This is a genomic window from Steroidobacteraceae bacterium, assembly GCA_041395505.1.
In the GTDB taxonomy this organism is placed as follows: Bacteria; Pseudomonadota; Gammaproteobacteria; order Steroidobacterales; family Steroidobacteraceae; genus JAWLAG01.
Genome location: JAWLAG010000001.1, coordinates 1,055,314 through 1,079,670 on the forward strand (window position 1 = coordinate 1,055,314; position 24,357 = coordinate 1,079,670).

Genomic DNA, 24,357 nt, shown 5'->3' on the forward strand with positions numbered 1-24,357 from the left:
TCGGCCCCTAGGCGCGTTCGATGCGATAACCAAGCCGCGGGAAATGTACGATCACCTCCCCGCAACGGTCATGGCTGCGAAGCAGCGCCACGCTCTCTGGCGTCAGTGACACGAGTTCGCCCTGTACCGCGCCGCGGCGACTGTCATCGGGTCCGACCTGCACCCGATCTCCCGCCGCAAGGCGCAGCGGATCGTAGGCATCCACGCCATGCAGAGCGACAGGCTTGACCGCGAGCGCAGCGGCAAAGGCCTGCTCGGCGGTTCCCGTGCTTCGCGTGCCGACGCCTATCGCTTCCATGCGTGCATCCCACTGCAGGATGCGCCGCAGGCCCGCAAACAGACCATCGGCTATCTGTGGAAAATAACACTTGCCCATCCAGACGAACGAATGGGCCTGGATGTCGGCAAGGCTCGGCGCAGCGCCTGCGAGAAACGCGCGGCCGTCCGCCAGTTGCTTCTCGATGAGCGCCGCATGCGCGCGATATTGCGTCATCGAGTGCGCGACATCTTGACGCATGGCATCGAAATCGAGATGCGCGAACAGCGTCTTGCGATCCGCGAGAAAAGGCGCTGGCCAGCTCGCGGCGGAGCTGTCGATGGCAATGGCGAGCGCGCTGTAGAAAAACGCATCGCTCCACTTGACCAGCATGTAGTGCAGGCCGCGATCGCCCGAGCCGCAGAGACCTGGTTCGGGAAACCGTCGTTCGAGCTCGGCCGCGATACGCTGGGTATCGATGTAGACGTCGGCGCCAATCTGCATGACCGGTGTGCCGCGGTAGCCGCCGGTGAGCGCGGTCAGGTCGTCCTTCGGCGGCATCATGGGCGTCTCGACCGTCGTATAGGACAGCTTTTTGAGCCCCATCATGCGCAGCGCTTTCTGCGTAAACGGTGAGGCGTCGTAGCAATGCAGGAATATTTCACTCATGGTCGGCGCTCGTCAGGGAATGTCATTTGAAAACTCATCATCGTCCCGCGGCATCGACACTTGCCGCGGTCTGGCCGTACAGATACCGGTAGGCCTCCTGGTCGGCAGCCTGCTCATGTCCCAACGCATAGGCCCGGTGCACAGCCGGGCGGGCGCGGATGGACTCGAACCAGGCGGAGACTGCCGGGAAATCTTTCAGATTCTGTCCCTGACGCTCGTGCGATACCACCCACGGCCAGGCGGCCATGTCGGCGATGGAATACTCGCCGGCAAGAAATGGAAATTGCTTCAGCTGGCGCTCCATGACGCCATAGAGGCGATTGACTTCGTCGGTGTAGCGCTTGATGCCATAGGGAACCACTTCGCTCGCAAAGGCGCGAAAATGATGGGCCTGTCCTGCCATCGGTCCAAGTCCGCCGACCTGCCAGAACAGCCAGGACAAGACGCGCGATCGTGCCGGTTGGTCCGTACCGAGGAACCGGCCACAGGATTCCGCGAGATAAAGAAGTATGGCCCCGGATTCGAACATCGCGAGCGGACCACCGGGCGCATCCTGATCGATCAGGGCCGGAATCTTGTTGTTCGGGCTGACTGCCAGGAATTCGGGAGTGAATTGCTCGCCGCGCAGGATATTGACCGGACGGATCCGGTAGTCGAGGCCGCACTCTTCCAGCATGATGGTGATCTTCATGCCGTTCGGTGACGGGTAGAACAGCAATTCCATCATGACCGAAGGCACCCGATGTGGCTGCTATGCAACAGGATAGCCCAAAAAACAGTCAAACTTGATTCTTTTGTGCGGATGAACCCTATAATCCGCCCTTGCGCCGGCCTCGTGGAGGGCCGTGCGCCAACTGACATCAATCAAGGCAAGCTGCCATCAAGAGGGGAGTTTCCAGATGAGGCAACTGAGTCGAGTGCGAATGACGTCGGCCTGTGCTGCGCTGATCGCGGGCGCGTCACTGCTGGGTGCCGCATTACCCGCGTTGTCGCAAACCGAAGGCGGCTTGCAGGAAGTGACCGTGACGGCCACGCGACGCGGCAACACCAATATTCAGGAAACCCCGGTTGCTGTGACCGCAGTCGATGCGGCGGCGATCGAAACCATCGTGCCGCGCGATGTCAGCGACGTGGCGGCGATCGTCCCCAATTTCTCGGCTGCGCGCATTACAGCCTTCAATGCTGCATCGTTTGCCATGCGCGGCGCGGGCCAGACGGACATCATCGTCTACCTGGAACCGCCGGTGGCGGTCATCGTCGATGACTTCGTCATGCCTAGCGTACAGACGCAGTTGCTCGACACCTTCGACATGGAGTCGGTTGAAGTGCTGCGTGGTCCCCAGGGTACGCTGTTCGGCAAGAACACCACGGGTGGCGTCGTGGTCGTGCGTACCAAGAAGCCGGACCTGTTCGAAGGTGGCGGCGAAATCGTCTTCGGCGCAGGCAGCTTCGATCGCCGTCAAGCGCAGGGCGCGTTCAACCTGCCGTTGGTAGAGGGCAAGTTCGCGCTGCGCGTCGTCGGCAGTTACGTGCAGACCGATGGCTATTACCGCAACGGTGCCTCCTATGGCCCGACCGTAGCCGCATTGCCGGAATTCGTTGGCTTTTCGGGCCAGGCCAATGGCCAGCGCGCTGGTGGGCAGGATGTCACCAACGGTCGCATCAAGGCGCTCTGGCAAGTCACGGATAATTTCAGCGCTTTGCTGCAACTCGAAGCCTTGCGTGATCGTTCGGGCGCCGTTCCGTCCGTCAACGACACGCCGGCAGAGCCTGGTTGCATCCCGTTTGGCGATCCGACTGCAGGCGGATGCAATTTTGTCTGGAACAGCCTGGGCTTCACGCGCGATCCGGGCGATCCGCTCGATGTAGCTGCCACCAGCAATCGCAACGATGCGGGTCTGCTCATGGGACGGGGCCAGCGCATCAATGTCGATGGCGCCTATCTCAGCCTCGACTGGAACCTCGCCAACAACTGGACCGTCAACTCGGTCACCGGCTATCGCGAGCAGAAGTCGCGTCTGCCGAACACCTATACCGGCGATGTGCCCGTGCTGCCCAATGTGTTGGGCGGCGGCACCGAGGTCTATTCACTTTTTGACGCGGCTCGTAACGATGATCGCGAGACCTTCCAGCAGGAGCTGCGACTGACTCGCAGCACGGAAAGTTCCAGCTGGGTGTTCGGCGGGTTTTACCAGACCGACAAGACAACCTTCTGCGTACTGCAGGTACTGGGTTTCCTCGACATGTTGGGGCTCGGCGATGCATTCTTCGGTGATCCGAATTTCTTCAACAACAATCCGCAGGTGCTGTGTAACCAGCAGAAGTCGGACGTCTTCGCGGGTTTTGCGGATGCAACCTTCAATATCACCGACCGCTTCACCCTGGCGGCCGGCGCGCGTTGGACCAACGAGGAGAAGCGCTGGACCGGTCGCAACCAGGTGTTCTATCAGGCGTTGGGTGGCGGTTTCGACCCCGCACTCAACGTGAATACCGTAGGCGCCGAACTGGCGGCCGCTGACTTTACGCGTTTTTCGACGGGCGTCGTCAGCGACAAGAAGTCCTGGTCGGAACCTACCTGGCGCCTGACCGGCAGCTACAAGTTCACGGACGACGTGTTCGGCTATCTCACGTTGTCGCGCGGCTTCAAGAGCGGCGGCTATAACGACCAGACCGGCACGAGCGGCAACGCCATTGACACAACCGGGCCGCTGGCTTTCGGTCGCTATGACCCCGAGTTCGCGAATTCAATCGATCTCGGCCTCAAGACCGAGTTGTTGAACAACCGCCTGAGGCTCAATACGGCACTGTTCTACGTCAAATACTCGGATTCACAGCGCGCACTGGTCGCGACCGTGCAGAACAGTCTCGGCCAGACCTTCCAGGAGACGCGCTTCTTCAACGCAGCAGACGTCGAAGTCAAGGGTGTCGAGCTGGAAGCGACTGCGTTGCTGACGGATCGGTTCCAGATCGGCTTGAGTGCCGGTTACCAGGACGGCAAGTACAAGAAGTTCCAGGCCGACACCAACGGCGACGGTACCGTCGATGTGGACTTCACGGGTCAGCCGCTCACGCGCACGCCGGAGTTCTCGGGTTCGCTGTCAGCGACCTACGAACATCCGGTCGGCAATCGCGCCAAGATGCGCTGGTCGGCGTTGTTCTATCACGAGGACGAGAACCCATTCATCCTGTCTGACCTGGGTTCGGCGTTCAACGGCAACCTCGACGCCAAGGATCTACTGAGTGCCAACGTCACGCTGAGCGGCGCCGACGACAACTGGTGGCTGCGCCTCTACGGCAAGAACCTCACCGACGAGCGCTATCGTGTTGCGGTGCAGCCGGTGGCCAACCTCTGGACGCATGCGCAGTTCGGTGAGCCGCGCTCCTTCGGTGTGGAATTCGGCCTCAAGTTCCATGGCGGCGAAGCGCCGCGAGCTGTAGCGCCACCACCGCCGCCGCCGCCTGCGCCTGTGGACAGTGACGGCGATGGTGTGACGGATGACATGGACAAGTGTCCTGGCACGCCGGCCGGAGCGCGGGTGGATGCGAGCGGCTGCGAGCTCGATTCGGATGGCGATGGCGTGGTCGACAGCCAGGACCAGTGCCCAGGGACGCCCGCGGGTGCGAAGGTCGATGCGCGCGGCTGCGAAGTGGACTCCGATGGCGATGGGGTCGTGGACAGCAAGGACAAGTGCCCGGATACGCCGAAGGGCGATCGGGTGGATGAGGACGGCTGTTCATTCAAGGAAGAGATCCGCCTGCCCGGGGTGGTTTTTGAGACCAACAGTGCCGAGCTGAGCGCGGGGAGCGAGTCGGTGCTGGATCGTGCGGTCGCGACGTTGAAGCGCTATCCGGAGCTGGAAGTGGAAGTGGCCGGGCACACCGACAGCGTGGGATCGGCGGGCTACAACAAGACGCTCTCGCAGCGCCGGGCGGAGACGGTGATGGGGTATCTGAAGGCTCACGGGGTGAGCAACAGCTTGAGTGCCCGAGGGTATGGCGAGGCGCAGCCGATTGCGAGCAATGCCACGGACGAGGGACGCCAGACCAATCGTCGCGTGGTCCTGCGCATCGTCGGCGAATAAGCACTCTGCGATCAGGTGACTCCCTCACGGGAGTCACCTGATCCAACCGATCGGGTGGCCGTGACCCGCGATGGAGCACCGTCGAGTCGCGAGTGGGTCGCGGTCCTCGCCTTCTGCCTGTTCGCCTGGACATGCAGCAATCTCGACCAGTCATTGTTCGGCTATGCGGTCCCGGGCATCGTCGCCGAATTTCACATCGGGCTCGATGCGATCGGGCTGATACTTTCCATCGGTTTCATCGCCGCGGCCGTGCTGGTGGTATTCGCGGGCGTCCTTGCCGACCGGTTCGGGCGTCGCCGCACCCTCGTCGCCTTGCTCGCCGTCTCGGCGATCTTCGTGGGTTTGCACGGATTTGCCAGAGACCTGGTGGAACTGACCGTGTTGCGCGCGCTCGCTTTCGGACTCGCCGCAGGCATTGCGCCGATCACGGCGGCGCTGGTGGCGGAGTCGGCGCCCGCGCATCGGCGCGGCATGCTGATGGGCGTGTTGCAATGCGGCTATCCGCTTGGATGGTTCATTGCGGCTGAACTCGCCGCGCCAATGCTCGAATCGAGCGGCTGGCGCGTGATCTTCCTGATTGCCTTCGCGGTCGTGCCGCTCGCACTGCTGTTGGGTTGGAGGCTGCCCGAGAGCCGGCGATTTGAAGTCGTGGCTGCGGCGCGCGATACGGCGGGAGCGGGCGCATTCGATGTCAGGCAGATCAGGGAATTGTTCGGTGCAACCTACCGGCGGCGATCATTCGCCTGCGTGGTCCTGTTCCTCGCCTTCGGTTCCGCCTATGCGGGTACGGCGTTCTTCTTCCCCACATATTTCATGACCGTGCGGGGCTATGGTGCTGCGCAGGCGACGCAGCTGGTCGGGATGTCCTATGGCATCGCGATCGTCGGTTACCTGGCCGCCGCCTATGTTGGCGAGTACCTCATCACCCGCCGCAACACCTTTGCAGCCTGGTGTGTGGTGGGCGCACTGGCATTGCTTGGCCTCATGTGGCTGCCACAGGCAGGCTGGCAGGATCTCGCGTGGTTCGCACTGACCTGTGCTTTTTTCTATGGCAGCAACGCCGTGGTTGGTACGTTGCTGGTCGAGCTTTATCCGACGCGAATGCGTGCGACCAGCTATGCCGTCTGCGGTTCGGCGCCGTTGTGCGTTGGGTTCGCGTTGTTTCCGAGCGTCGTGCCGCAGGTGGTCGCAGCATTTGGTTGGCAGTGGGCGTTCACGCTCGCGATCGCGCCCTTGCTGCTCCTGTCCGCAGGGGCAGCGCTCGTATTGCCCAATATCCGCTCCGGTGCAGCCGTCGCCGATTTCTGATCAGTAGTGCAAACGCGCGCGCGGCGTCCGCGCTATTCGAGCACCGCCGGTGACTGGTCAATCCGATCCTGGGCCTGTCGCAGGCTGCGCGCGAGTGCCGCCGCGTCGGTGCGGGACAAGGATGCAAGCACTTCTTCCACGGCGGCGCGATACGCGCTTTTCATCTCTTTCCATGCGGCCCGGCCCTGCGGCGTGAGCGTGACATACTGGACGCGGCGATCATTGCGGCTGGCGCTGCGCTTGATCAGTTGATCGAGCTCGAGGCCTCGTACCACGCCCGTTACATTGCCCTTGGTCACCATGAGCCGGCGCGCGAGCTGGGTCATCGTCAGGCCTTCGCCGTGCTGTGCAAGAGCCGTCATGACATCAAAACGCGGCAACGTTGCGTTGAAACGCGACTTCAGCCGCCGTCTGAGCGTGCGTTCGACGCTCGTGAAGCAGCCAAGCAATGTGAGCCAGAGGCGCATGTAGTGATCGTCCCTGGCGAGATCATCCTGCATCAGCTCGAACAGATTCTTGGTTGACATGCCCAGAACCTATCTCAGCATTGCCATGACGGATTTGTGCTCGGTGTACTCGAGGAGTCCTTCGTAGCCGTTTTCACGGCCCCAGCCGCTCTGGCGGTAGCCGCCGAAGGGTACAGCCATGTCGGGAACGCCGTGGCAGTTGATCCACACGAGCCCCGCACGCAGTTCTTCCGCAAATGTGTGTGCCTTGTTGATGTCGTCTGTCCAGACGCTGCCGGCAAGCCCGTAGCGGGTATCGTTGGCAAGCTGTAGTGCTTCATGGAAGCTCGCAAAGCTCTGTGCGGCGAGCACGGGGCCGAAGATTTCCTCCTGGACGACCTGCATGGTCGGCTGGACATCGGCGAGCACGGTCGGCTGCATGTAAAAACCGGAACGTCTATCGAATGCTGCGCCGCCGACGACGATCCGCGCGCCCTGGCGCCGGCCGCTGTCGACGTGCGCGCAGATATTGCGCAGGTGCGCCGCGGAGATGACCGGCCCCATTTCGGTGTCCGGATCACTGGCCGGGCCGACACGAAGTTTTTGCGCCCGCTCGGCAATTCCCGCGAGCACGCGCTCGTAGACCGAAGCTTCGGCATAGAGACGCGAGCCCGCCACGCAAACCTGGCCGGCATTGTCGAAGATGGCGCGGCTCGCGCCATCGATTGCGCGTTCGATGTCGGCGTCGGCGAACACGACGAGTGGTGACTTGCCGCCGAGTTCGAGCGTAACTTTGCGCAGGTCGTTACTGCACTCGGCAAGTACCTTGCGGCCAGTCGCCGTGGAACCGGTAAACGATACCTTGGCGATATCGGGCGAACTGACCAGCGCGGCCCCGACCCGGCCATCGCCTGGAATGACGTTGACAACCCCCGGCGGCACACCCGCCTCGAGCAACAGTGCACCGAGATGCAATGCCGACAACGGCGTGTGCTCGTCCGGCTTCAATACGCAACTGCAACCGGCGGCGAGTGCCGGCGCAAGCTTCCACGACGCCTGCACCAGCGGACCATTCCAGGGCACAATCAGGGCGACAGCGCCGATGGGTTCGAGGCGCGTGTAACTGTGCATCCGGGCGGTGCCGACCGAAGAGATGCTCTTGCTGCGGCCCTCGAGCTTGGTGCACCAGCCCGCGTAATAGCGAAAGCACTCCGCCGCGAATGGCACTTCGCCGCCGAGCGCCGCCGTCCAGGGTTTGCCGCCGTTGCGCGTCTCGAGGCTGGCAAGTGCCGCGGCGTTGGCTTCGATGAGATCGGCCACGCGCCACAGGACCTTGGCCCGCGCGGCCGGCGTAAGCCGCCGCCAGGCGCCACTGGCGAAGGAGTCAGCCGCCGACTTGGCCGCCGCGGCCGCGTCTGCGGTTGTTGCGTCCGCGACCTCGATGATGTGGCTGCCGTCGGAAGGGTCGATGACCGCGCGCTCGGCACGGGTCGAGGACGGCCGCCACTGCCCGTCGACCAGCAGCTGGCGATAGGCCGGCGCGCTAGCCGCGGGCGCTGCCATGATCAGCTCGCAATATAGTCGCGCAGCGCCGCGAGGACGGCGTCGTTTTCATGATCCAAGCCTACTGTTATTCGCAGCCGCTCGTCCACGCCACGATTCGCAACCGGCCTCGGGATGATGCCCCGACGCTCCAGCCACCTGGCAGCACCGCTCGCGGACTTGCCAGGGAGCGCAGCGAAACTGAGCAGGTAGAAATTCGCGACGCTGTCGGTCACGCCAAGGCCGAGTGCCGATAGCGAGCCACGCAGGCTGCTGAGCGCGCGCTCATTGTGCTGGGCGCTGCGGCGCACGTGTTCCCGGTCGGCTATCGCTGCACTCGCCGCGGCCATCGCCGCGGCATTGGCATTGAATGGAGTGCGAATCCGGTTGACCGCTTCGACGATTGGCGGCGGGCCGTACATCCAGCCGATGCGCAGTCCCGCAAGACCATGAATCTTGGAAAAAGTACGCAGCATCACGAGGTTGTCATGTTGCGCAACGAGTTCCTCGCCGGCATCGAAATCCTCCCGCAGCACGTACTCGGCGTAGGCGCCATCGAGCATGAGCAGCACCCGGCGGGGAAGGGCACGTATGAGTTGCGCAATGGCCGTGCGCCCAATGCAGGTGCCTGTCGGGTTGTTGGGGTTGGCAACGATCACGGCCCTTGTCCGCGAAGTAACCCGCGTGAGAATCGCATCGACGTCGACCCTGTCGTCGCGCTCCGGTGCGAACACCACCTTTGCCGCCTGCACCTGCCCGTATATGGGGCACATCACGAAGTGATTCTCGGTCAACAGCAGTTCGTCACCGGCATCGACAAAGGCACGAATCGCGAGACCGATCAGCTCTTCGGAGCCATTGCCACAGACGATCTGATCGGCATTGATCCCGTGCGCGGCGGCGATCGCATGGCGGAGCCGGGTCTGCTGACCATCCGGATAGTGATGCAGCTGGGCTGCCGCGCGCTGGTAGGCATCCACTGCCGCGGGCGACGGACCGAAGCAGGACTCGTTGCTCGAGAGTTTGATGACAGTGCTGTGTCCGGCGAGCGCACTCTTGCCCTGGCGGTAAGGCGCGATGCTGGCGAGCGCCTGCCGCGGCTGCGGTGGACTGTTGTCGTCGGTCATGTGCCGCGCACGGCCGGCAGCTGGATGAAGGGCCATGGCGATGCCATGGCACCGGTCGGAACTTCGATCAGCGTGGGTCCATCGTACGCGAAGCCGCGCAGAATGGCCTCGCGCAACTCCACAGGGTTCCGGGCGCGCAGTCCCTGTGCGCCGAAAGACTCGGCAAGCTGCACGAAATCCGGATTGCGCAGTTCGACCGCGAAGGTATGGTCTGCGCCGAAGTGGCGTGTCTGGTCGCGACGCACATTGCCGAAGAAGTCGTCGCGGAACACCACGGTCGTCAGCGGCACGCGATTCGCGACTGCCGTCGAGAGCTCCTGGATGTTGTACATGAGTCCACCGTCGCCGCTGATCTGCAGCACCTTGCGTTCGGGATTCGCGATCTGAACGCCGAGCGCCGTTGCATAACCATAGCCGAGATTGCCCTGGTAGCCACTCGATATCAGCTGCCGCGGGCGGTAGACCGGCAGCATGTACCAGGAAGCAAATCCGACCTGGGTGACTTCGTCGACGAAGATCCCGTCCTCGGGCAGGCACTCACGAATTACCTTGAGGTAGGAATATTGCGGTTCGATGCTGGCAAACTGCTGCTCCAGGCTGGCTTTGAGCGCGAGCATTTCCTCGCGGAGCGAGTCGCGCTTGCGGTTGTGTCCAGGGATCTGCTCTATGAGCGAACGCAATGCCCGGGCGGCGTCCGCCACGATGCCGATCGCGGGTCGGCCCAGTTGTTCGATTTGCGCAGGATCGATATCGATGCGCACGATATCAAGTCCCGAAGTGCCCCAATACATCAGCGGATATTTGCCGCGCGTGCCAACCAGCAAAGCGGCATCTGCATCCTTCCACAGCCGGTTGCCTGCCGGATAGGTCTGTGCGAGATAGTGACGGTCGCTCAGGATGCCTCGGCCCTGGCGGAAGGATGTCACCGGTGCCTGCAGCATTTCCGCCAGCTCCCGGACTTCTTCGGCGGCGTCGGCGGCGCCTCCGCCCACGACGATAACAGGCCGCTTCGCCTTGCCGAGCAGTAGCGCCGCTCGTGCAAGCGCATCCGGGTCACCCGCAGGCAACGGGCCTGGCGTTACGCGCGTTGCGGGCGGCAGGTCGACCCGCTCGGCCATGGTGTCCATCGACATGTCCACTGCAACCGGACGCGGTCGGCCGTCGTGCAGCTGACGGAAGGCTTCGCTCATCACGGCCGCCGTATCGGCGGGCCGGTCGATGTGACGCGCCCACTTCGTGACGTGACGCATGAGTCCCACCTGGTCCGGGAGTTCATGCAGATAGCCGACACCGCGCCCGATGCCCGCCTGCGGGATCTCGCCGGCAATGCAAAGTACGCGACTGTTGCAGCCATATGCGGTCAACAGTGCCGCCGATGCATTCAGTACGCCGGGTCCCGGCACGATCGTGAACACTCCGATACGGCCGGTGGAATGCGCATAGCCATAGGCCATGTAGGCCGCGCCCTGTTCGTGACGCGAAGTGACGACGCGCAGCCGGTCGCTGTGCGAGCGCAAGGCTTCGAACAAGTCGTAGAGTTGTCCGCCGGGCAGGCCGAACACGGTGTCTATGCCATTGACCACCAGTGCCTCGACAATGGCCGCCGCTGCAGTACTCGCGTCGCGGTTCATCAGCTCTCCGGGGTGACGGGTCCAGTGCCTGCGCCGGCAGCGCCGCGGGCGCAGTAGTTTAAGTATAAACTAATTGGCCGCTTGCCTGCGAGCGCGCTTTTCGCGCTTGGCGAGGAGCTGGCCCGCGAGCGAGGCACCGCGTCCGGGCCGCGTCCAGGGACATACCTCGATGCAGATTCCACAACCCATGGTCTTGACGAAGTAGGGCACGCATCGATCGAAATCGACATACCACTTGCGTACGCCCCGAACCATCTGTTTCTCCGGCAGGATGGCGTCGGCAGGGCAGTCGATGGTGCAGCGGCGACATCCGGCGCAAAGATCATCGACGGCGATATCGACGGGCTCATCGGACGCAAGCGGCATGGTCGTCAGGACGGTTGCGATCCTGCAGTTCGATCCGAATTCGCGATTGATCAGCGAGCCGTGCTTGCCGAGTTGCCCGAGTCCGGCGCGGATCGCAAGTGGCAGGTGCAGGAGATCGGCGCCTTCACCGTAGGCCGCTGCCGGCCAGCCGAGCGCGCGAATTTCCGCGGCGAGTGCGATGACCACCCGGGAGATCTCCGCATAGACCCGCATGGTTTCGACCGCAGCTCGGGTTTCTGTCAGGTGCTGCATCTCGGCGTGATCCATGGGGCAAAGCACGACGATGCCGTGGCTGTAGCCGGGGTCGTAGCCCTCGTAGAGGCAGTCTTCGTCGATCCGCGCGATGCCGACGGCGCCTGCGCCGAGCGACCGGGCGCGCTGCTTCACGAAAGCTGCGGATTCGGTTTCGTCGCCGGGCGTACGCCGCGTACGCGCAACCGGGCCATTGGCTTTGCGCAGCAGCCACTTGTTGCGCAGGTTCTGCAGGAAGATATAGAACGGCATGGTCAGCGCGAAGAACGATTCCAGTGCCTGCCACTCGAGTTGCGTGCGCCCGGAGCCGTGAAAGATCGGCGTGGCTCGACGCGGCGACGATTCTCCAAGCCCGTTGATGACGTTGCCGGAGTGCGGTCGCCTGCGATAGTCGAAAGCGTATTGAGGTCGCGGAAAACGCTGTCGGGTCATGGCGCGGACTCGTCATCGAGCCACAATACCCGTCCCTGCTGCCTGGCTTTGCGATAGCCGCGCCGCAGGCGCGTTCCGGCTGTCGCATACCAGTACAGACCTCGCAGCAGGCTCGCCAGCAGCCTGAGGTCGCGTCTGCGGCGTTCCAGCCAGCTCGCGTTTCCAAGGTAATATTGCTGCTCGAAAGAAGGCACTTTGACAGTCTCGCGCGCCGCCCCTAGAATTAGTTCATACTTAAACTAGTTGGCCCATTCCCATGCGCATCACCGCAGCCAAGGTAATCATCACCTGCCCGGGCCGCAATTTCGTAACGCTCAAGATCGAAACCAGCGATGGTGTGTACGGTATTGGTGATGCGACGGTCAATGGCCGCGAGCTGGCCGTCGCCAGCTACCTCGGCGATCACGTGGCACCTTGCCTGGTGGGCAGGGATCCTTCCCAGATCGAGGACATCTGGCAGTTCCTGTACCGCGGCGCTTACTGGCGGCGCGGTCCGATCACCATGGCGGCGATCAGTGCCGTCGATACGGCGCTGTGGGACATCAAGGCCAAGTGCGCCGGCATGCCGCTCTATCAGTTGCTCGGTGGCCGATCGCGTAGCGGTGTGCTGGTCTATGGCCATGCCACTGGGGAGAATATCGCACAAACCTGCGACCAGGTTGCCGAGTACATCGAGCTCGGCTACAAGGCGGTGCGCATCCAGAGCGGCATACCGGGACTTGCCAGCACCTACGGCGTATCCGGCGACCGCTTCTTCTACGAACCAGCTGACGCGCAGCTGCCGACCGAGAACATCTGGTCCAGCGAAAAATACATGGATCACGTGCCAAAACTGTTCGACGCGGTGCGGGCCCGTTACGGATTCGATCTGCATCTCCTTCACGATGTTCACCACCGGCTGACGCCGATCGAGGCCGCAAGGGTCGCCCGCTCGCTCGAACCCTACCGCCCGTTCTGGCTGGAGGATGCCGTCGTGGCGGACAATCCGGAGAGCTTTCGCCTGGTTCGTCAGCACAGCGTGACGCCGCTTGCCGTCGGCGAGGTGTTCAACAGCATATTCGACTGCCGCACGCTCATCCAGGAGCAGCTGATCGACTACATCCGCGCGACCGTCGTGCATGCCGGTGGCATCACGCATCTACGCCGCATCGCGGATCTTGCCGCGATCTACAACGTGCGCACGGGTTGCCACGGCGCGACCGATCTGTCGCCGGTTTGCATGGGTGCCGCTCTTCACTTCGACCTCTGGGTGCCGAACTTCGGCATTCAGGAATACATGCGCCATAGTGCCGAGACCGACGCGGTATTTCCGCATGCATACAGCTTTGCTGACGGCTACCTTCACCCCGGTGAGCAGCCGGGGCATGGCGTCGACATCGACGAGACGCTCGCAGCGCGCTATCCGTACCGACGCGCCTACCTGCCGGTTAACCGCCTCGGCGACGGCACCATGTGGAACTGGTAAATGAGCAACAGCAACAGCGACTTCGACATCGTAATCGCAGGCGGCGGCCATAACGCGCTTGCCTGTGGCGCACTGCTCGCCAAATACGGACTCAAGGTCGGCATATTCGAGCGCAATGGTCATGTTGGTGGCGGTACGGTCACTCAGGAAGTCACACTGCCGGGATTCAAGCACGACCTCTACGGCTCATCTCATGTGTGGATACACATCAACCCGACCTTTCGCAGCGAATTGCAACCGGAACTCGCGAAATTCGGATTGAAGTACATCTGGTCGGATGACCACATCACCGGACATCCGAATCGATTCGAGGGGCAGGGCATCATCGTTTACAAGGATGTCGACAAGACCTGCGACACGATCGCCGAGTACAGCGTGGCAGATGCGAGGCGATACAAGGAAATCTACGAAGAGTTCGCTGAGATCGAGCAGGGCGTCATCAAGGGAATGTTCTCGCCACCGGCCCCGCCGAGCTACATGTATCAGGCAATGGAGATGAGCCCGGAAGGCCTGCGCCGGTTGCGCGAGTTTCAGCTCAGCTCAAAGGCATTCACGCTGGAGAATTTCTCCAATCCGCATGTGCAGGCTTTCATTCTCGGCTGGGCCATGGCGCCGCAGACGCTGCCCGATCAGCTCGGCACGGCGCAGGGCTTCTACGTGATGATTCCGAGCATTCATTATTACGGCCAGTCGATTCCCGAGGGCGGCAGCCAGATGCTCTCGATTGCCATGCAGCGCTACATCGAATCGCTCGGCGGCGTCGTCGAGACCGGCGCGACCGTCTCGCAATTCCTGGTCAAGGCGGGTCGCTGCCATGGGCTCAGGCTCGCCGACGGGCGCGAAATATCGGCGCGCAAGGCCGTGATTTCGGCACTCGACCCGCAGCAGACATTCCTGCGCTGCATGGACGCGAAACATCTGCCGCAGGATTTTCTAAAGGTCGTGCGCAATTTCTCCTTCGGAAACGTGACCATCGTGCGTGTCCACTACGCGCTGAACGAGGCGCCTGAGTTTCGCAATGGCGCGGAAATGTCGCGCACACCATTCCAGAGGATATTCGGCTCGATGGCCGATATCGACCGGCAATACGCCGAAATTGCCGCCGGCGTGGCGCCGGGAGATCCATTTCTCTGGTCGGCCTGCTGGACTCGCATGGACCCCTCACGCGCGCCGGCGGGCAAGCACACGCTCATTTTCGATACGTTCGTGCCGGTGCAGCTCGCGAACGGCGAGGACTGGGAGCAGGCAGGACCGCGCTACGCGCGCGAAGTCCTGCTGCCGCAATTGCGTCGCTACACGACCAACATGACAGATGACAACATTCTCGGCGAGTACATCGACACCGGACCCAACCTGGCGCGGGCGAATCTGTCGTTCGTCAATGGCACGACGACTGGCGGCGAGCGTACGCTTGCCCAGAGTGGCGCGTTTCGCCCCGTACCCGGTTATGCCGAGTACCGCTCGCCGGTCGATGGTCTTTACATGACGGGTCCGTCTACACATCCCGGCGCCGGAATCTGCGCCATGGGTACCAACACCGCAAACAAGCTTCTCGAGGATCTTGGCATGAAAGATCCGGAAGACGAATTCCAGGGGTTCAGCGAATGACGAAGAAAATCGAACGATATACCGCCATGGTGATCCAGCCCGAAGTGACGGTCGCCGAGGACAGGGTTGGCATCAAGAAGAATCTGGATCGCGTCTGCAATCTCATCGACTTCGGTGTCGGGTATTTCTGGGAATTGCCTGCGCGCCTGGTCGTGCTGCCAGAGTATTTCCTGCAGGGCGTAACGACCCCGGGCAAGGGTGAGCATGGGATCGACTCCTTCATGAAAAAGGCGATCACCATTCCTGGACCGGAAATGGACGTGCTCTCGGCCAAGGCCCAGGAGTATGGGATCTTCATCGCAGGCGGCGGCGTGGTGGAGAAGGTCGCTGCGTTCCCGGATCGTTGGTTCAATACCGCCTTCGTCATCGGGCCGAATGGCGACGTGATTCTGCGCTACCACAAGTGGCACGTACCGGCGTCGATCGGCCTCGGTTCCAGCCCGCACGACATCTTCGACGAATATTGCGAGAAGATCGGCGGCGACATCCGCACGTTGTTTCCGGTCGTGGATACGGAAATCGGCAAGCTCGGCACCATGACCTGCCATGATGGCTGCACGCCGGAGGTATCGCGCGCGCTCGGGTTCAACGGCGTCGAAGTGCTCTGCCATCCGACGGCATTGCAGGAAATCGAAGGCGTGTCAGATCCCTTCGATTTCTGGCGCTTTACCCGTCGCACCCGTGCCCACGACAACATGTGCTACCTGCTCGGCTCGAACTGGGGCAGCGTCAACTACGACTATTACCCGAAGGCGTTCTGCCCCGGGTATTCGATCATCATCGACTACCAGGGCACGGTGCTGCGCGAGGCGCCATACCCCGCCGAGCAGGTCATCGGCGCACCGATCGATATCGAGGGATTGCGCGAGCATCGCTCGCGGATCAATCACAACTGCTGGATCGACGTGCGTGCCGAGGCATTCCGCCAGATCTATGACCAGCCCATATATCCGCCGAATCAGTTTCCTGCAGGCAAGCCACCGCGTAGCCTCGCCGACAAGATGCAGCCCGCAAAAGCGGTGCTTGACAACCTCTACCGGCGCGGACAGTTCGTGCCGCCAGCGGGGCGCAGTGTGGAGGAGATGTCGAAGCTGCTCGAGGAGCGCATTCGCTACGCCCAGCGCACCGGCCGCCTGCGCAAGAGTGACTGAACGCCATGCGCGTGCGCAGCAAACTGGCCGACGTCGAGTTCAAGGTAGGCGTGGCGCGGCGGCAGGGTAATCAACTGGTGGTCACGAGCCATGCCGCGCAGCGCATGCAATCGGCGGTCTATATCGCGCCGCGTGATGTTTTTTCGATGCTTTGGGCGGTGCTCAAGAGCCCGTCAGCGGTCGGGTTCGTTATTCTGTTGCCGCTTCTTTATTGGCGGGATCGACGAGCGCAACCTCGATCATCCCGTCGATGATGCGCAGCCTGTGGCAGGCGAGCGGCTTGGTCGCCGGAGCGCCAAGCACGCGGCCGTCGCGGACGTCGAAGGACGCGCCATGCAATGGGCAGATCAGGCGCAGGCCTCGCAGCCGCCCCTCGTTCATGCGCGCCAGCGCATGCGTGCAGATGTTGTCGAGGGCGTGGACGCCCGCCTTGCTGTGACACAGCACGATTTCGCGCGAGTCGATCGCGACCGCGCGCATGGCTCCTTCCGGGAGCTCGGTGGCCAGTAATACGGCCCGGTAGTCTTCCTCTGGCATGATGCAATGCTAACATTGTCGCCGCGCGAACCTCAGTGGACCACCAATCGAAAGGGCCGAGCATGACCACGTTCATCGCCACACTGGAAGTCAAATCCGGCAAGGAAGCAGAATTCGAGAAATTGCAGAAGGAGCTGTCCGAGCTGACGCATGCCCATGAGCCCGATACACTCGTCTACGACGTCATCAAGCAGCGCGACACGCCGCGCACCTACGTGGTCTATGCGCGTTTTCGCGATGAGAAAGCGTTCGAATTGCACCAGAAGACGGAGTTTCACGACCGCCTCGTTCCGCCCATCCTCGCCTGCCTGGCGCGCGACATGGAACTGGCATTCTACGACTGGAAGTCCTGACAGGTTCCACGGCGGGACAGCCGCAGGCCTTTCACAGGGTTATCGTCGTCTCGAATACCAGCGCCGCTTCGCCGATGATCCACACGTCTCGCAGTTGGCCCGCTGCGAGTTGCAGTTCGATTTCGACTCGGCCGGGCCGGCCCACGAATTGGCCCTGCTGACCAGCGAATGCCGCGTGGTCGCCGTCCGCGGTCAGCAGCCGGTGTTGCAGCAAATAGGCACCAAGCAGACTGTGGGCGTTGCCACTGACCGGATCTTCGGGAATACCAATGGCTGGACAGAACATGCGCGACTGGAGCGCCAGTTGCTGGTCCGTTTGTTCGCGACTGAATACGAAAAATCCCGCCGTGCCGAGCTGTGCCGACAACGTGGTGAGGCGCTGGTGATCGGGCTTCAACTGCTTCAGCTGGCGGGGCCCGCGTACGCCCACCAGCAGCCGCGAGCTCGCCGTGCCATAGATCTGCAATGGACACTGGCTGTCGAGGTCGCCGCTCGAGAGCGCCAACGCATCGAGCACCGCGAGCCGCTCCCGGCTGGCGAGCTCGCGTCCCGCCGCGGGCGCATCACGGCGAATCGCCACGCGACGACCGGTGTCGCTGCCGCGTATCTCCACATCGACCATTCCGGCCGATTGCTTCTGGCGCACGCGGCGGCCGTCCGCGCCTAGTCTCGCGCGCACGAAATGCGCGGCAATGGTCGCATGCCCCACGAATCCGGCTTCGCTGCGGGGCGTGAAGAAGCGTAGCCGCAGGTCGTGGTCGGTGCCGTCCGGCTCGAGTACGAAGGCGGTATCGGCATTGTGCAGCTCGCGCGCGATGGCGAGCATCTCGCTGTCGGCGAGCGCATCGGCATCGAGCACGACACCCGCCGGATTGCCCGCAAACTTCTGGTTGGTAAATGCGTCGACCTGAAATACGCGGACGGTTCGTGACACGTCTCGACTCCGGGTGGCATGCCTCAGCAGCGCAGCGGTCATTGTAACTCTTTGCATTTGGCCACGCGGCTCGTAAGATGCGCCGATCGAATAGTCCTAGGGGTGGCCCAAGTGGGGGCCTGAGACGCCAGTTTCGGCGAACCCTTTGAACCTGATCCGGGTAATACCGGCGGAGGGAAAAGGCATGATCAATCCTCGTCCATGGTTCCTGACGGCGGTTTGCCTCGCACATTGCGTTGCGGCCGAACCCGCCTCGTCGGGCGCCGAAGCGCTGCAGGAGGTCGTCGTCAGTGCGTCCTTGCGTGACTCGGTTGCCGAATCAATGCCCGCGAGCGTTACGGTACTCGGCGCAGCCGAGCTCGGCGATCCCGGCGTGGGGCATCTTGAAGATGTGCTGCCGCAGATAGCCGACCTCAACTGGGCGGCCGGGACCAATCGGCCCCGCTACCTGCAATTGCGAGGCATTGGCGAACTCGAGCAGTATCAGGGTGCGCCGAACCCGTCCGTTGGATTTCTGATCGACGGTATGGATTTTTCCGGTATCGGCGGCATTGCTACCTTGCTCGATATCGGCCAGGTCGAAGTTCTGCGAGGGCCGCAAGGTACGATACTCGGCGCCAATGCCCTGGCGGGACTCGTAAACATCGCAAGCCGCGCACCGGGCGATGAAAGCGAGCTGAGTCTTGGCGCCGAACTTGCCGATTACGCCACGCGTTCAATGAGTCTCGTCGCCGGCGGGCCGCTGGGAGGGCAGGCGGCCTGGCGTTTCGCGGCACAAAAGACGCGCAGCGACGGCTTTCGCCACAACAGCTTTCTCGGACGCGACGATACCAACGGCATCGACGAATCCACGGCCCGGTTGCGTTGGCGCTGGCAGGATCGGGAGGAGCGCTGGCGTGTGGATCTCGCCGCCATGGCAGTGGATGCCAATGACGGCTATGACGCTTTTGCGTTCGATAATTCGCGCATCACAGAGTCCGACAAGCCCGGCCGCGACGCACAACGATCACTCGGCGCGTCGGCCCGAATCCATTATCGGGTCTCGGACGGGATCGAGCTGGAAAGTCTCACCTCGGTTGCCGACTCGCGCATTGACTACAGTTTCGATGGCGACTGGTCATTCGATCCGGCATACGATTTCTTCGAAGCCTTCGCACGGCGGCGTCGCAACTACAGCCAGGATCTTCGCGTCCTCGCGGGACAGTGGACTGCGGGCCTTTACCTCGCGCGCCTCGAAGAGTCGACACGGCAGCTCGACCTGTTCAATGGCGATGTGTTTCGCGCACTGTCGAGCGAATATGCAGCCAACAATACGGCACTATACGCTGAGCGGACGGTATCGTTTGCTCGTCGCTGGTTCGTTACTGCGGGCGCGCGCCTCGAGCGCAGGCAGGTCAACTATGGCGACACCGATGGCACCGTGTTGCGGCCCGGTGAGACGATGTGGGGCGGCAATCTGGCATTGGGTTATCACGCTGACGAGCGATCGCTCCTATACCTGACCGTTGCCCGTGGTTACAAGGCGGGTGGATTCAATATTGGACCACTCGTGCCAGCACAGTTGCGCCGCTTCGATGCCGAGTATCTGCACAGCATCGAACTGGGCTGGAAGGGTAGCTGGCCAACACAACGGCTGCAGGCGGAGCTTGCGCTGTTCGCCATGCAACGCCGCGATGAGCAGGTGCCGAGCTCTTTTCAGGTAACTCCCGGTGATCCGCTGTCGTTCATCTTCGTGACCAGAAACGCCGCAAGCGGCCGCAACAATGGTGCCGAATTGTCGGTACGGTTCGCCGCGGGTGAGAGTCTGGGGCTTGCCGCAAGTGCCGCATGGCTCGATGCCACTTACCGCGGATTCCAACTGGCCGATCGCAATCTCGACGGGCGCCGCCAGGCACATGCGCCGCGCTACCAGGTGGCGTTGAACGCGGACTTCCATGGCCCGCGTGGGTTCACCGCGGCGCTCGGTGTCGCCGCCGTCGACGGGTTCTATTTCGATACCAGTCACGATGAGCAGGCGCCGTCGCGCGTCGTAGTCAATGCCAGCATCGGCTTTCGCAATGAGCGCTGGTCGACCTCCCTGTGGAGTCGCAACCTTCTCGACCGGGTCTATGCCATGCGCGGTTTTTACTTTGGCAACGAACCACCCGACTTCGCGCCGCAGCGATATGTGCAGCAAGCAGACCCACGCCAGATTGGTATCTCGTTCAGTTATGTTGTGAAATAGCCGCCATGGACATTGGTGTTGAAATCAGCATGTATCCACTGCGCGATGAATTCATTCCACCCATTGCAGCATTCATCGAGCGGCTCAACATCGACGAGCGATTTCGCGTGGAAACCAACAGTATGAGCACCCAGGTATTCGGACCGGCCGAACCACTCCTGGAACTCGTTTGCAAGCAGATGCGCGTGAGTCTTGCCGAGCACGGTAAAGCCGTGTTCGTCCTGAAGGTACTCGGCCCCTACGCCGTCGTTGAATGATCGAGCAAGTACTGGCAGGTCTCGCGGCTACTACTGCGGCAGAGGCTGTCTCCGTACTCCTCGGCATCGTCTACGCGCTTTTGGCGGTGCGGCAGAACCGCTATTGCTGGATAGCCGGTGGCTTGAGTTCTGCCATTCTCGTCTACCTCTCGGCGCAGGCACTATTGCCCATGCAGGCCGTGCTGCAAAGCTATTACGTGCTCATTGCGATCTACGGTTACTGGCGCTGGTCGCGCGCGTCAACGGGTGCCGCGGGCGATAATCAGATCAGTGTCTGGCCGGCCGCCTACCACCTGCTCGCTGTCGCGCTTATCGCGGCAGCCGCGCTCTTCTTTGCCGAAAAGCTCGTCAGCGTGACTCCCGCTGCCTGGCCCCACCTCGATATTGCAACCACGCTGGCAAGCCTGCTCGCATCCTGGTTTGTAACCCAGATGAAGCTGGAGAACTGGCTGTACTGGATCGTCATCGATCTGCTGTCCGTCGTGATGTATGCAGCACAGGGATTGATGTTCGTCGCATTCCTGTACGTGGCCTTCCTTTGTATTGCCTGTGTCGGTTTCTTCACCTGGCTCAAACGCTATCGCTTGCAGTCTTTGCCGGCATGATGGACGTCAATCTCATTGCCACGCTGGCGAGTCGCTGGCCAGGGCTCGACGCCGCGCATGCAACCTTGCTCGAGGGCGGCACGATCAATCGTACTTGGGCGGTCGTGGCGGGCGAGGACAGGCTGGTCGTGCACGATCGGCGCGCCAATATGCTGCGCGGGGAGGGAGATCGACTGCGCGAGCTCAGGTTGCACGGCCTTGCTGCCCGCTATGGATTCGCTCCGGAAATCCTCGCGAGCTTCGAGGCGGGCGCGGTGTTGGTCACGCGCTATGTCGCGGCACCCGTATGGGACGGATCGACGATGAGTCCCGACGTCCTGACGACGCTGGTCGGGCGGCTGGTGGCATTGCGCAGGGTAGCGCCGCCGCCGGGTCCGGCATTCAATCCTGCCGAGGACATCCGGGGCTATTGCGAGAGCCTCACCGAGCTTACGGGCCGCAATCCGCTGGAGGAGTTTCCGCGGCTACAGCGCCTCGCCGAGCGAGAGCGCCATGCCCCGCACAGCGTGCGAACAAATTGCATCCTGCACAATGACCTGCACTCCGCGAATGTGCTCCTTTGCGATCCGCTGCAATTGCTCGACTGGGAGTATGCAACCGTGGGTGATCCTCTGCATGATCTGGCGTCCCTGCTTGCGGCGCAGCCCTCGCTTACCCGTCATGTCGAACTGATTCTGGCAACGGCACAGCTCGATCCTGCCGCCGGACGGAGCGAGTTGCTGGAACTCGCCTGCCTCCACGGTATTCTGGCCGATCTCTGGTTCGCTGCGGCAGCGGGCGAGGCCGGAGCCGCTCGGCGGCTCGCGGGCGAGAAGCTACATGAGCGGCTGACGATGCTGGCAAGCGTCGACCGACAGGGCTAGAGCGTCTCCGGTCGCTCGAGGAGCTGGCGCAGCGTCGCAAGGAAAGCCGCGCCAATAGCGCCGTCGACCACCCGATGATCGGCCGATAGCGTCATCGTCATCATGTGCGCGACGGCCGGCGCCGAATCACGCACCACGACCCGCGACTCGGCGGCTCCGACCGCCAGGATCGCGACCTGGGGCGGGTTGATGATCGCGTCGAAGCGCGTTAGACCAAACATGCCGAGATTCGACAGCGTGAAGCTGCCGCCCGTGATTTCCTCGCGAGCGAGCCGCGCACTGCGGGCCCGGGTACCGAGATCGGCGGACTCCGCTGCGATTTGCTGCACCGTCTTGGTATCGGCGCGGCGAATGACGGGCGTAATCAAGCCATTGTCGGTCGCGACCGCGACTGCAATGTCGGCGTGTTCGAAACTACGAATTTCGTTGCCATGCAGCTGCGCGTTGACGTACGGGTGCTTGACGAGCGCCATTGCCGAGCCGCGGATCAGCATGTCGTTGAGCGTGATCTTCGATCCGGTCATTTCCGAGATGGCTGCCTTACGCAGCAACAATCGTGAAACGTCGACATCGAGTACCAGCCGATAGTGCGGAATCTCGCGCTTCGATTCGCTCAGCCGGCGCGCGATCGTAGCGCGCATCGACGACATTTGAACGATACGGGTGCCGGCTTCGGCGGTATCGGCCGCGGCTGCTTGGTTCGCCGGGCGGGCATTGCGGGTGGCCGCAAAAGCTTCGACGTCTTCCTTGGAGATCCGGCCATTGCGGCCCGTGCCTTTGACCGCGGCAATGTCGATTCCGAGTTTCTCGGCCAGGCGACGTGCAATGGGACTGATGCGCTGCTCAGTGTTCGCGGCCGGATTCGGCTCCGCAGCTGTTTCACCGGTTGGCGCCGAGTCGGGCTCGAACGAGACAATCGCGCCTTTGAAACTGGCGATGAACGCATCGACCTCGGAATCGCTTGCCTCGCCTTCGCTTGCGACCGCGATCAGTTCGCCAACCGACCGAACTTCGCCTTTTTCTGCAAGGACGCGGCGAAGCACTCCCGCCGTAGGTGCCTCGACGGCATTGACGATCTTTTCGGTTTCCACCTCGAGGAGGGGTGCGCCGCGTTCGATCGCCTCGCCAACGCGGACATGCCATTCGTTGATGGTGCCTTCGGTCATCTCGATGCCCCACTTGGGCATGGTGATCGCGTGGATCTTGCCGCTCATCGGTGTCGACCTAGCGACCGTATGCAACTGCGGCGCGTATCGCCGCCGCGATGCGATCGGGGCCCGGCACATAGGCGCGCTCGAGCGAGGGCGCGAATGGCACAGGCGAGTGCGGCGCCGTAACCTGCTGCACCGGTGCCTTGAGCGCATCGAAGGCCCTGCTCGCCGCCATGCCGGCAATGTCCGACGCGATGCTGCAGCGCGGATTCGATTCATCGACCACGATGAGCCGGCCAGTATTCTCCAGGCTCTCGATGATCGTGTCCTCGTCAAGCGGCGAAGTCGTGCGCGGATCGATCAGATCGCAGGTGATGCCGTCCTTGGCGAGCCCGTCGATGGCTTTTTCCGCGAATGGCACCATGCGTGCGAGTGCCACGACGGTGGCATGCTCGCCTTCGCGCAGCAGGTTCGCCTCGCCAAAGGCTATCGTGTACGGCTCCTCCGGAACCTCTGCCTTGCGTGGGTAGAGCGCCTTGTGTTCGAAGAATACGACCGGGTCATCATCGCGCAGCGCCTGGATCATCAGTCCTTTGGCGTCGTATGCGTTCGAAGGTATGACAACCTTGAGCCCGGGAACACTGGTCAACATCGAATAGATGGTTTGTGAGTGTTGCGCGCCCATGTTCATGCCAGCGCCCATGGCCGCTCGCAGTACGACCGGGCAGCGGCTCTTGCCGCCGAACATGTAGCGAAACTTGGCGATCTGATTGTAGATCTGGTCCATGCATACGCCGACGAAATCCGCAAACATGAGCTCCGCCACCGGTCGCAGCCCGGCGAGTGCCGCGCCGCCAGCGGCGCCGATGATCGCGGATTCGGAAATCGGCGTGTCGATGACCCGGCCCTCGCCGAAACGCGGCAGCAGGCCCTTTGTGACACCGAATATTCCTCCCGATGCCTCGCGTTCGCCGGATGTGCCGCCGGCCCCGCCCGACACGTCCTCGCCCAGCACGATGATCCGCGGGTCACGTTCCATTTCCTGATGCAATGCCTGGTTGATTGCATCGCGCATTGATAACTGTGGCATGTTCGACT

General features: G+C 62.6%; 22 protein-coding genes and 1 riboswitch. Of the genes, 10 read left to right on the top strand and 12 right to left on the bottom strand.

Annotated elements, in window-relative coordinates; translation table 11 throughout:
- Positions 1 to 7: 7 nt before the first annotated feature.
- Complete coding sequence (locus R3E77_04855; protein MEZ5498746.1) at positions 8 to 925, bottom strand: glutathione S-transferase family protein; 918 nt, start codon at positions 923 to 925, stop codon at positions 8 to 10.
- Positions 926 to 962: 37 nt separating this feature from the next.
- On the bottom strand, positions 963 to 1,652 hold the full coding sequence (locus R3E77_04860; protein MEZ5498747.1) for a glutathione S-transferase N-terminal domain-containing protein: 690 nt from the start codon (positions 1,650 to 1,652) through the stop codon (positions 963 to 965).
- Positions 1,653 to 1,824: 172 nt separating this feature from the next.
- Between R3E77_04860 and R3E77_04865 the strand changes: the two genes are divergently transcribed.
- Positions 1,825 to 5,007, top strand: coding sequence for a TonB-dependent receptor (locus tag R3E77_04865; GenBank protein MEZ5498748.1), 3,183 nt, complete (start codon positions 1,825 to 1,827; stop codon positions 5,005 to 5,007).
- Between the two features lie 60 nt (positions 5,008 to 5,067).
- Positions 5,068 to 6,315 (top strand): MFS transporter, encoded by a 1,248-nt coding sequence (locus R3E77_04870; GenBank protein ID MEZ5498749.1) that lies wholly within the window; start codon positions 5,068 to 5,070, stop codon positions 6,313 to 6,315.
- Positions 6,316 to 6,347: 32 nt separating this feature from the next.
- Here the strand turns inward: R3E77_04870 and R3E77_04875 are convergent, their stop codons facing one another.
- From R3E77_04875 to R3E77_04900, 6 genes are all read right to left on the bottom strand, one after another.
- The gene (locus R3E77_04875; GenBank protein ID MEZ5498750.1) at positions 6,348 to 6,842 is read right to left on the bottom strand and encodes a MarR family transcriptional regulator; all 495 of its coding nucleotides are present in this window, start codon (positions 6,840 to 6,842) and stop codon (positions 6,348 to 6,350) included.
- 9 nt (positions 6,843 to 6,851) lie between these two features.
- Positions 6,852 to 8,324, bottom strand: a complete 1,473-nt coding sequence (locus R3E77_04880) for an aldehyde dehydrogenase family protein (protein ID MEZ5498751.1) — start codon at positions 8,322 to 8,324, stop codon at positions 6,852 to 6,854.
- A gap of 2 nt (positions 8,325 to 8,326) precedes the next feature.
- Positions 8,327 to 9,430, bottom strand: a complete 1,104-nt coding sequence (hisC, locus tag R3E77_04885; protein MEZ5498752.1) for a histidinol-phosphate transaminase — start codon at positions 9,428 to 9,430, stop codon at positions 8,327 to 8,329.
- Positions 9,427 to 11,061: a thiamine pyrophosphate-binding protein gene (locus R3E77_04890; GenBank protein ID MEZ5498753.1), complete on the bottom strand. Its 1,635-nt coding sequence runs from the start codon at positions 11,059 to 11,061 to the stop codon at positions 9,427 to 9,429. The genes hisC and R3E77_04890 overlap by 4 nt, the downstream gene beginning before the upstream one ends.
- Before the next feature lie 69 nt (positions 11,062 to 11,130).
- On the bottom strand, positions 11,131 to 12,111 hold the full coding sequence (locus tag R3E77_04895) for a 4Fe-4S dicluster domain-containing protein (protein ID MEZ5498754.1): 981 nt from the start codon (positions 12,109 to 12,111) through the stop codon (positions 11,131 to 11,133).
- Positions 12,108 to 12,305: a hypothetical protein gene (locus R3E77_04900; protein ID MEZ5498755.1), complete on the bottom strand. Its 198-nt coding sequence runs from the start codon at positions 12,303 to 12,305 to the stop codon at positions 12,108 to 12,110. The genes R3E77_04895 and R3E77_04900 overlap by 4 nt, the downstream gene beginning before the upstream one ends.
- Before the next feature lie 62 nt (positions 12,306 to 12,367).
- Between R3E77_04900 and R3E77_04905 the strand changes: the two genes are divergently transcribed.
- Genes R3E77_04905 through R3E77_04915 form a run of 3 tightly spaced genes read left to right on the top strand, consistent with a single transcriptional unit; the run spans position 12,368 to position 16,335 of the window.
- On the top strand, positions 12,368 to 13,576 hold the full coding sequence (locus R3E77_04905; GenBank protein MEZ5498756.1) for a D-galactonate dehydratase family protein: 1,209 nt from the start codon (positions 12,368 to 12,370) through the stop codon (positions 13,574 to 13,576).
- On the top strand, positions 13,577 to 15,184 hold the full coding sequence (locus tag R3E77_04910) for an NAD(P)/FAD-dependent oxidoreductase (protein MEZ5498757.1): 1,608 nt from the start codon (positions 13,577 to 13,579) through the stop codon (positions 15,182 to 15,184).
- Positions 15,181 to 16,335: a nitrilase-related carbon-nitrogen hydrolase gene (locus R3E77_04915; protein ID MEZ5498758.1), complete on the top strand. Its 1,155-nt coding sequence runs from the start codon at positions 15,181 to 15,183 to the stop codon at positions 16,333 to 16,335. The genes R3E77_04910 and R3E77_04915 overlap by 4 nt, the downstream gene beginning before the upstream one ends.
- Positions 16,336 to 16,524: 189 nt before the next feature.
- Here the strand turns inward: R3E77_04915 and R3E77_04920 are convergent, their stop codons facing one another.
- Positions 16,525 to 16,872 (bottom strand): non-heme iron oxygenase ferredoxin subunit, encoded by a 348-nt coding sequence (locus R3E77_04920; protein ID MEZ5498759.1) that lies wholly within the window; start codon positions 16,870 to 16,872, stop codon positions 16,525 to 16,527.
- A gap of 62 nt (positions 16,873 to 16,934) precedes the next feature.
- On the opposite strand from R3E77_04920, the gene R3E77_04925 reads away from it, so the two are divergent.
- On the top strand, positions 16,935 to 17,225 hold the full coding sequence (locus R3E77_04925) for an antibiotic biosynthesis monooxygenase family protein (GenBank protein MEZ5498760.1): 291 nt from the start codon (positions 16,935 to 16,937) through the stop codon (positions 17,223 to 17,225).
- Positions 17,226 to 17,256: 31 nt separating this feature from the next.
- On the opposite strand, the gene R3E77_04930 is transcribed toward R3E77_04925, so the two are convergent.
- Positions 17,257 to 18,159 (bottom strand): PhzF family phenazine biosynthesis isomerase, encoded by a 903-nt coding sequence (locus R3E77_04930; GenBank protein MEZ5498761.1) that lies wholly within the window; start codon positions 18,157 to 18,159, stop codon positions 17,257 to 17,259.
- An 88-nt stretch (positions 18,160 to 18,247) separates the two neighbouring features.
- Positions 18,248 to 18,355, top strand: a riboswitch (TPP riboswitch).
- Between R3E77_04930 and R3E77_04935 the strand changes: the two genes are divergently transcribed.
- The 4 genes from R3E77_04935 to R3E77_04950 all read left to right on the top strand — a co-directional run bounded on the left by R3E77_04935 (position 18,344) and on the right by R3E77_04950 (position 22,108).
- On the top strand, positions 18,344 to 20,383 hold the full coding sequence (locus tag R3E77_04935; protein MEZ5498762.1) for a TonB-dependent receptor: 2,040 nt from the start codon (positions 18,344 to 18,346) through the stop codon (positions 20,381 to 20,383). Its footprint overlaps the riboswitch before it by 12 nt.
- A 5-nt stretch (positions 20,384 to 20,388) precedes the next feature.
- Positions 20,389 to 20,640 carry a hypothetical protein gene (locus R3E77_04940; protein ID MEZ5498763.1) on the top strand — a complete coding sequence of 84 codons (252 nt, stop codon included), beginning with the start codon at positions 20,389 to 20,391 and terminating at the stop codon, positions 20,638 to 20,640.
- Positions 20,637 to 21,245, top strand: a complete 609-nt coding sequence (gene pnuC / locus R3E77_04945; protein MEZ5498764.1) for a nicotinamide riboside transporter PnuC — start codon at positions 20,637 to 20,639, stop codon at positions 21,243 to 21,245. The genes R3E77_04940 and pnuC overlap by 4 nt, the downstream gene beginning before the upstream one ends.
- On the top strand, positions 21,242 to 22,108 hold the full coding sequence (locus tag R3E77_04950; protein MEZ5498765.1) for an aminoglycoside phosphotransferase family protein: 867 nt from the start codon (positions 21,242 to 21,244) through the stop codon (positions 22,106 to 22,108). Before pnuC ends, R3E77_04950 begins: the two co-directional genes overlap by 4 nt.
- Here R3E77_04950 and R3E77_04955 read toward each other — a convergent pair.
- Together R3E77_04955 and R3E77_04960 are read right to left on the bottom strand one after the other, a co-directional pair.
- Complete coding sequence (locus R3E77_04955) at positions 22,105 to 23,322, bottom strand: dihydrolipoamide acetyltransferase family protein (protein ID MEZ5498766.1); 1,218 nt, start codon at positions 23,320 to 23,322, stop codon at positions 22,105 to 22,107. The genes R3E77_04950 and R3E77_04955 overlap by 4 nt on opposite strands.
- A 10-nt stretch (positions 23,323 to 23,332) precedes the next feature.
- The gene (locus R3E77_04960) at positions 23,333 to 24,349 is read right to left on the bottom strand and encodes an alpha-ketoacid dehydrogenase subunit beta (GenBank protein MEZ5498767.1); all 1,017 of its coding nucleotides are present in this window, start codon (positions 24,347 to 24,349) and stop codon (positions 23,333 to 23,335) included.
- Positions 24,350 to 24,357: the final 8 nt, after the last annotated feature.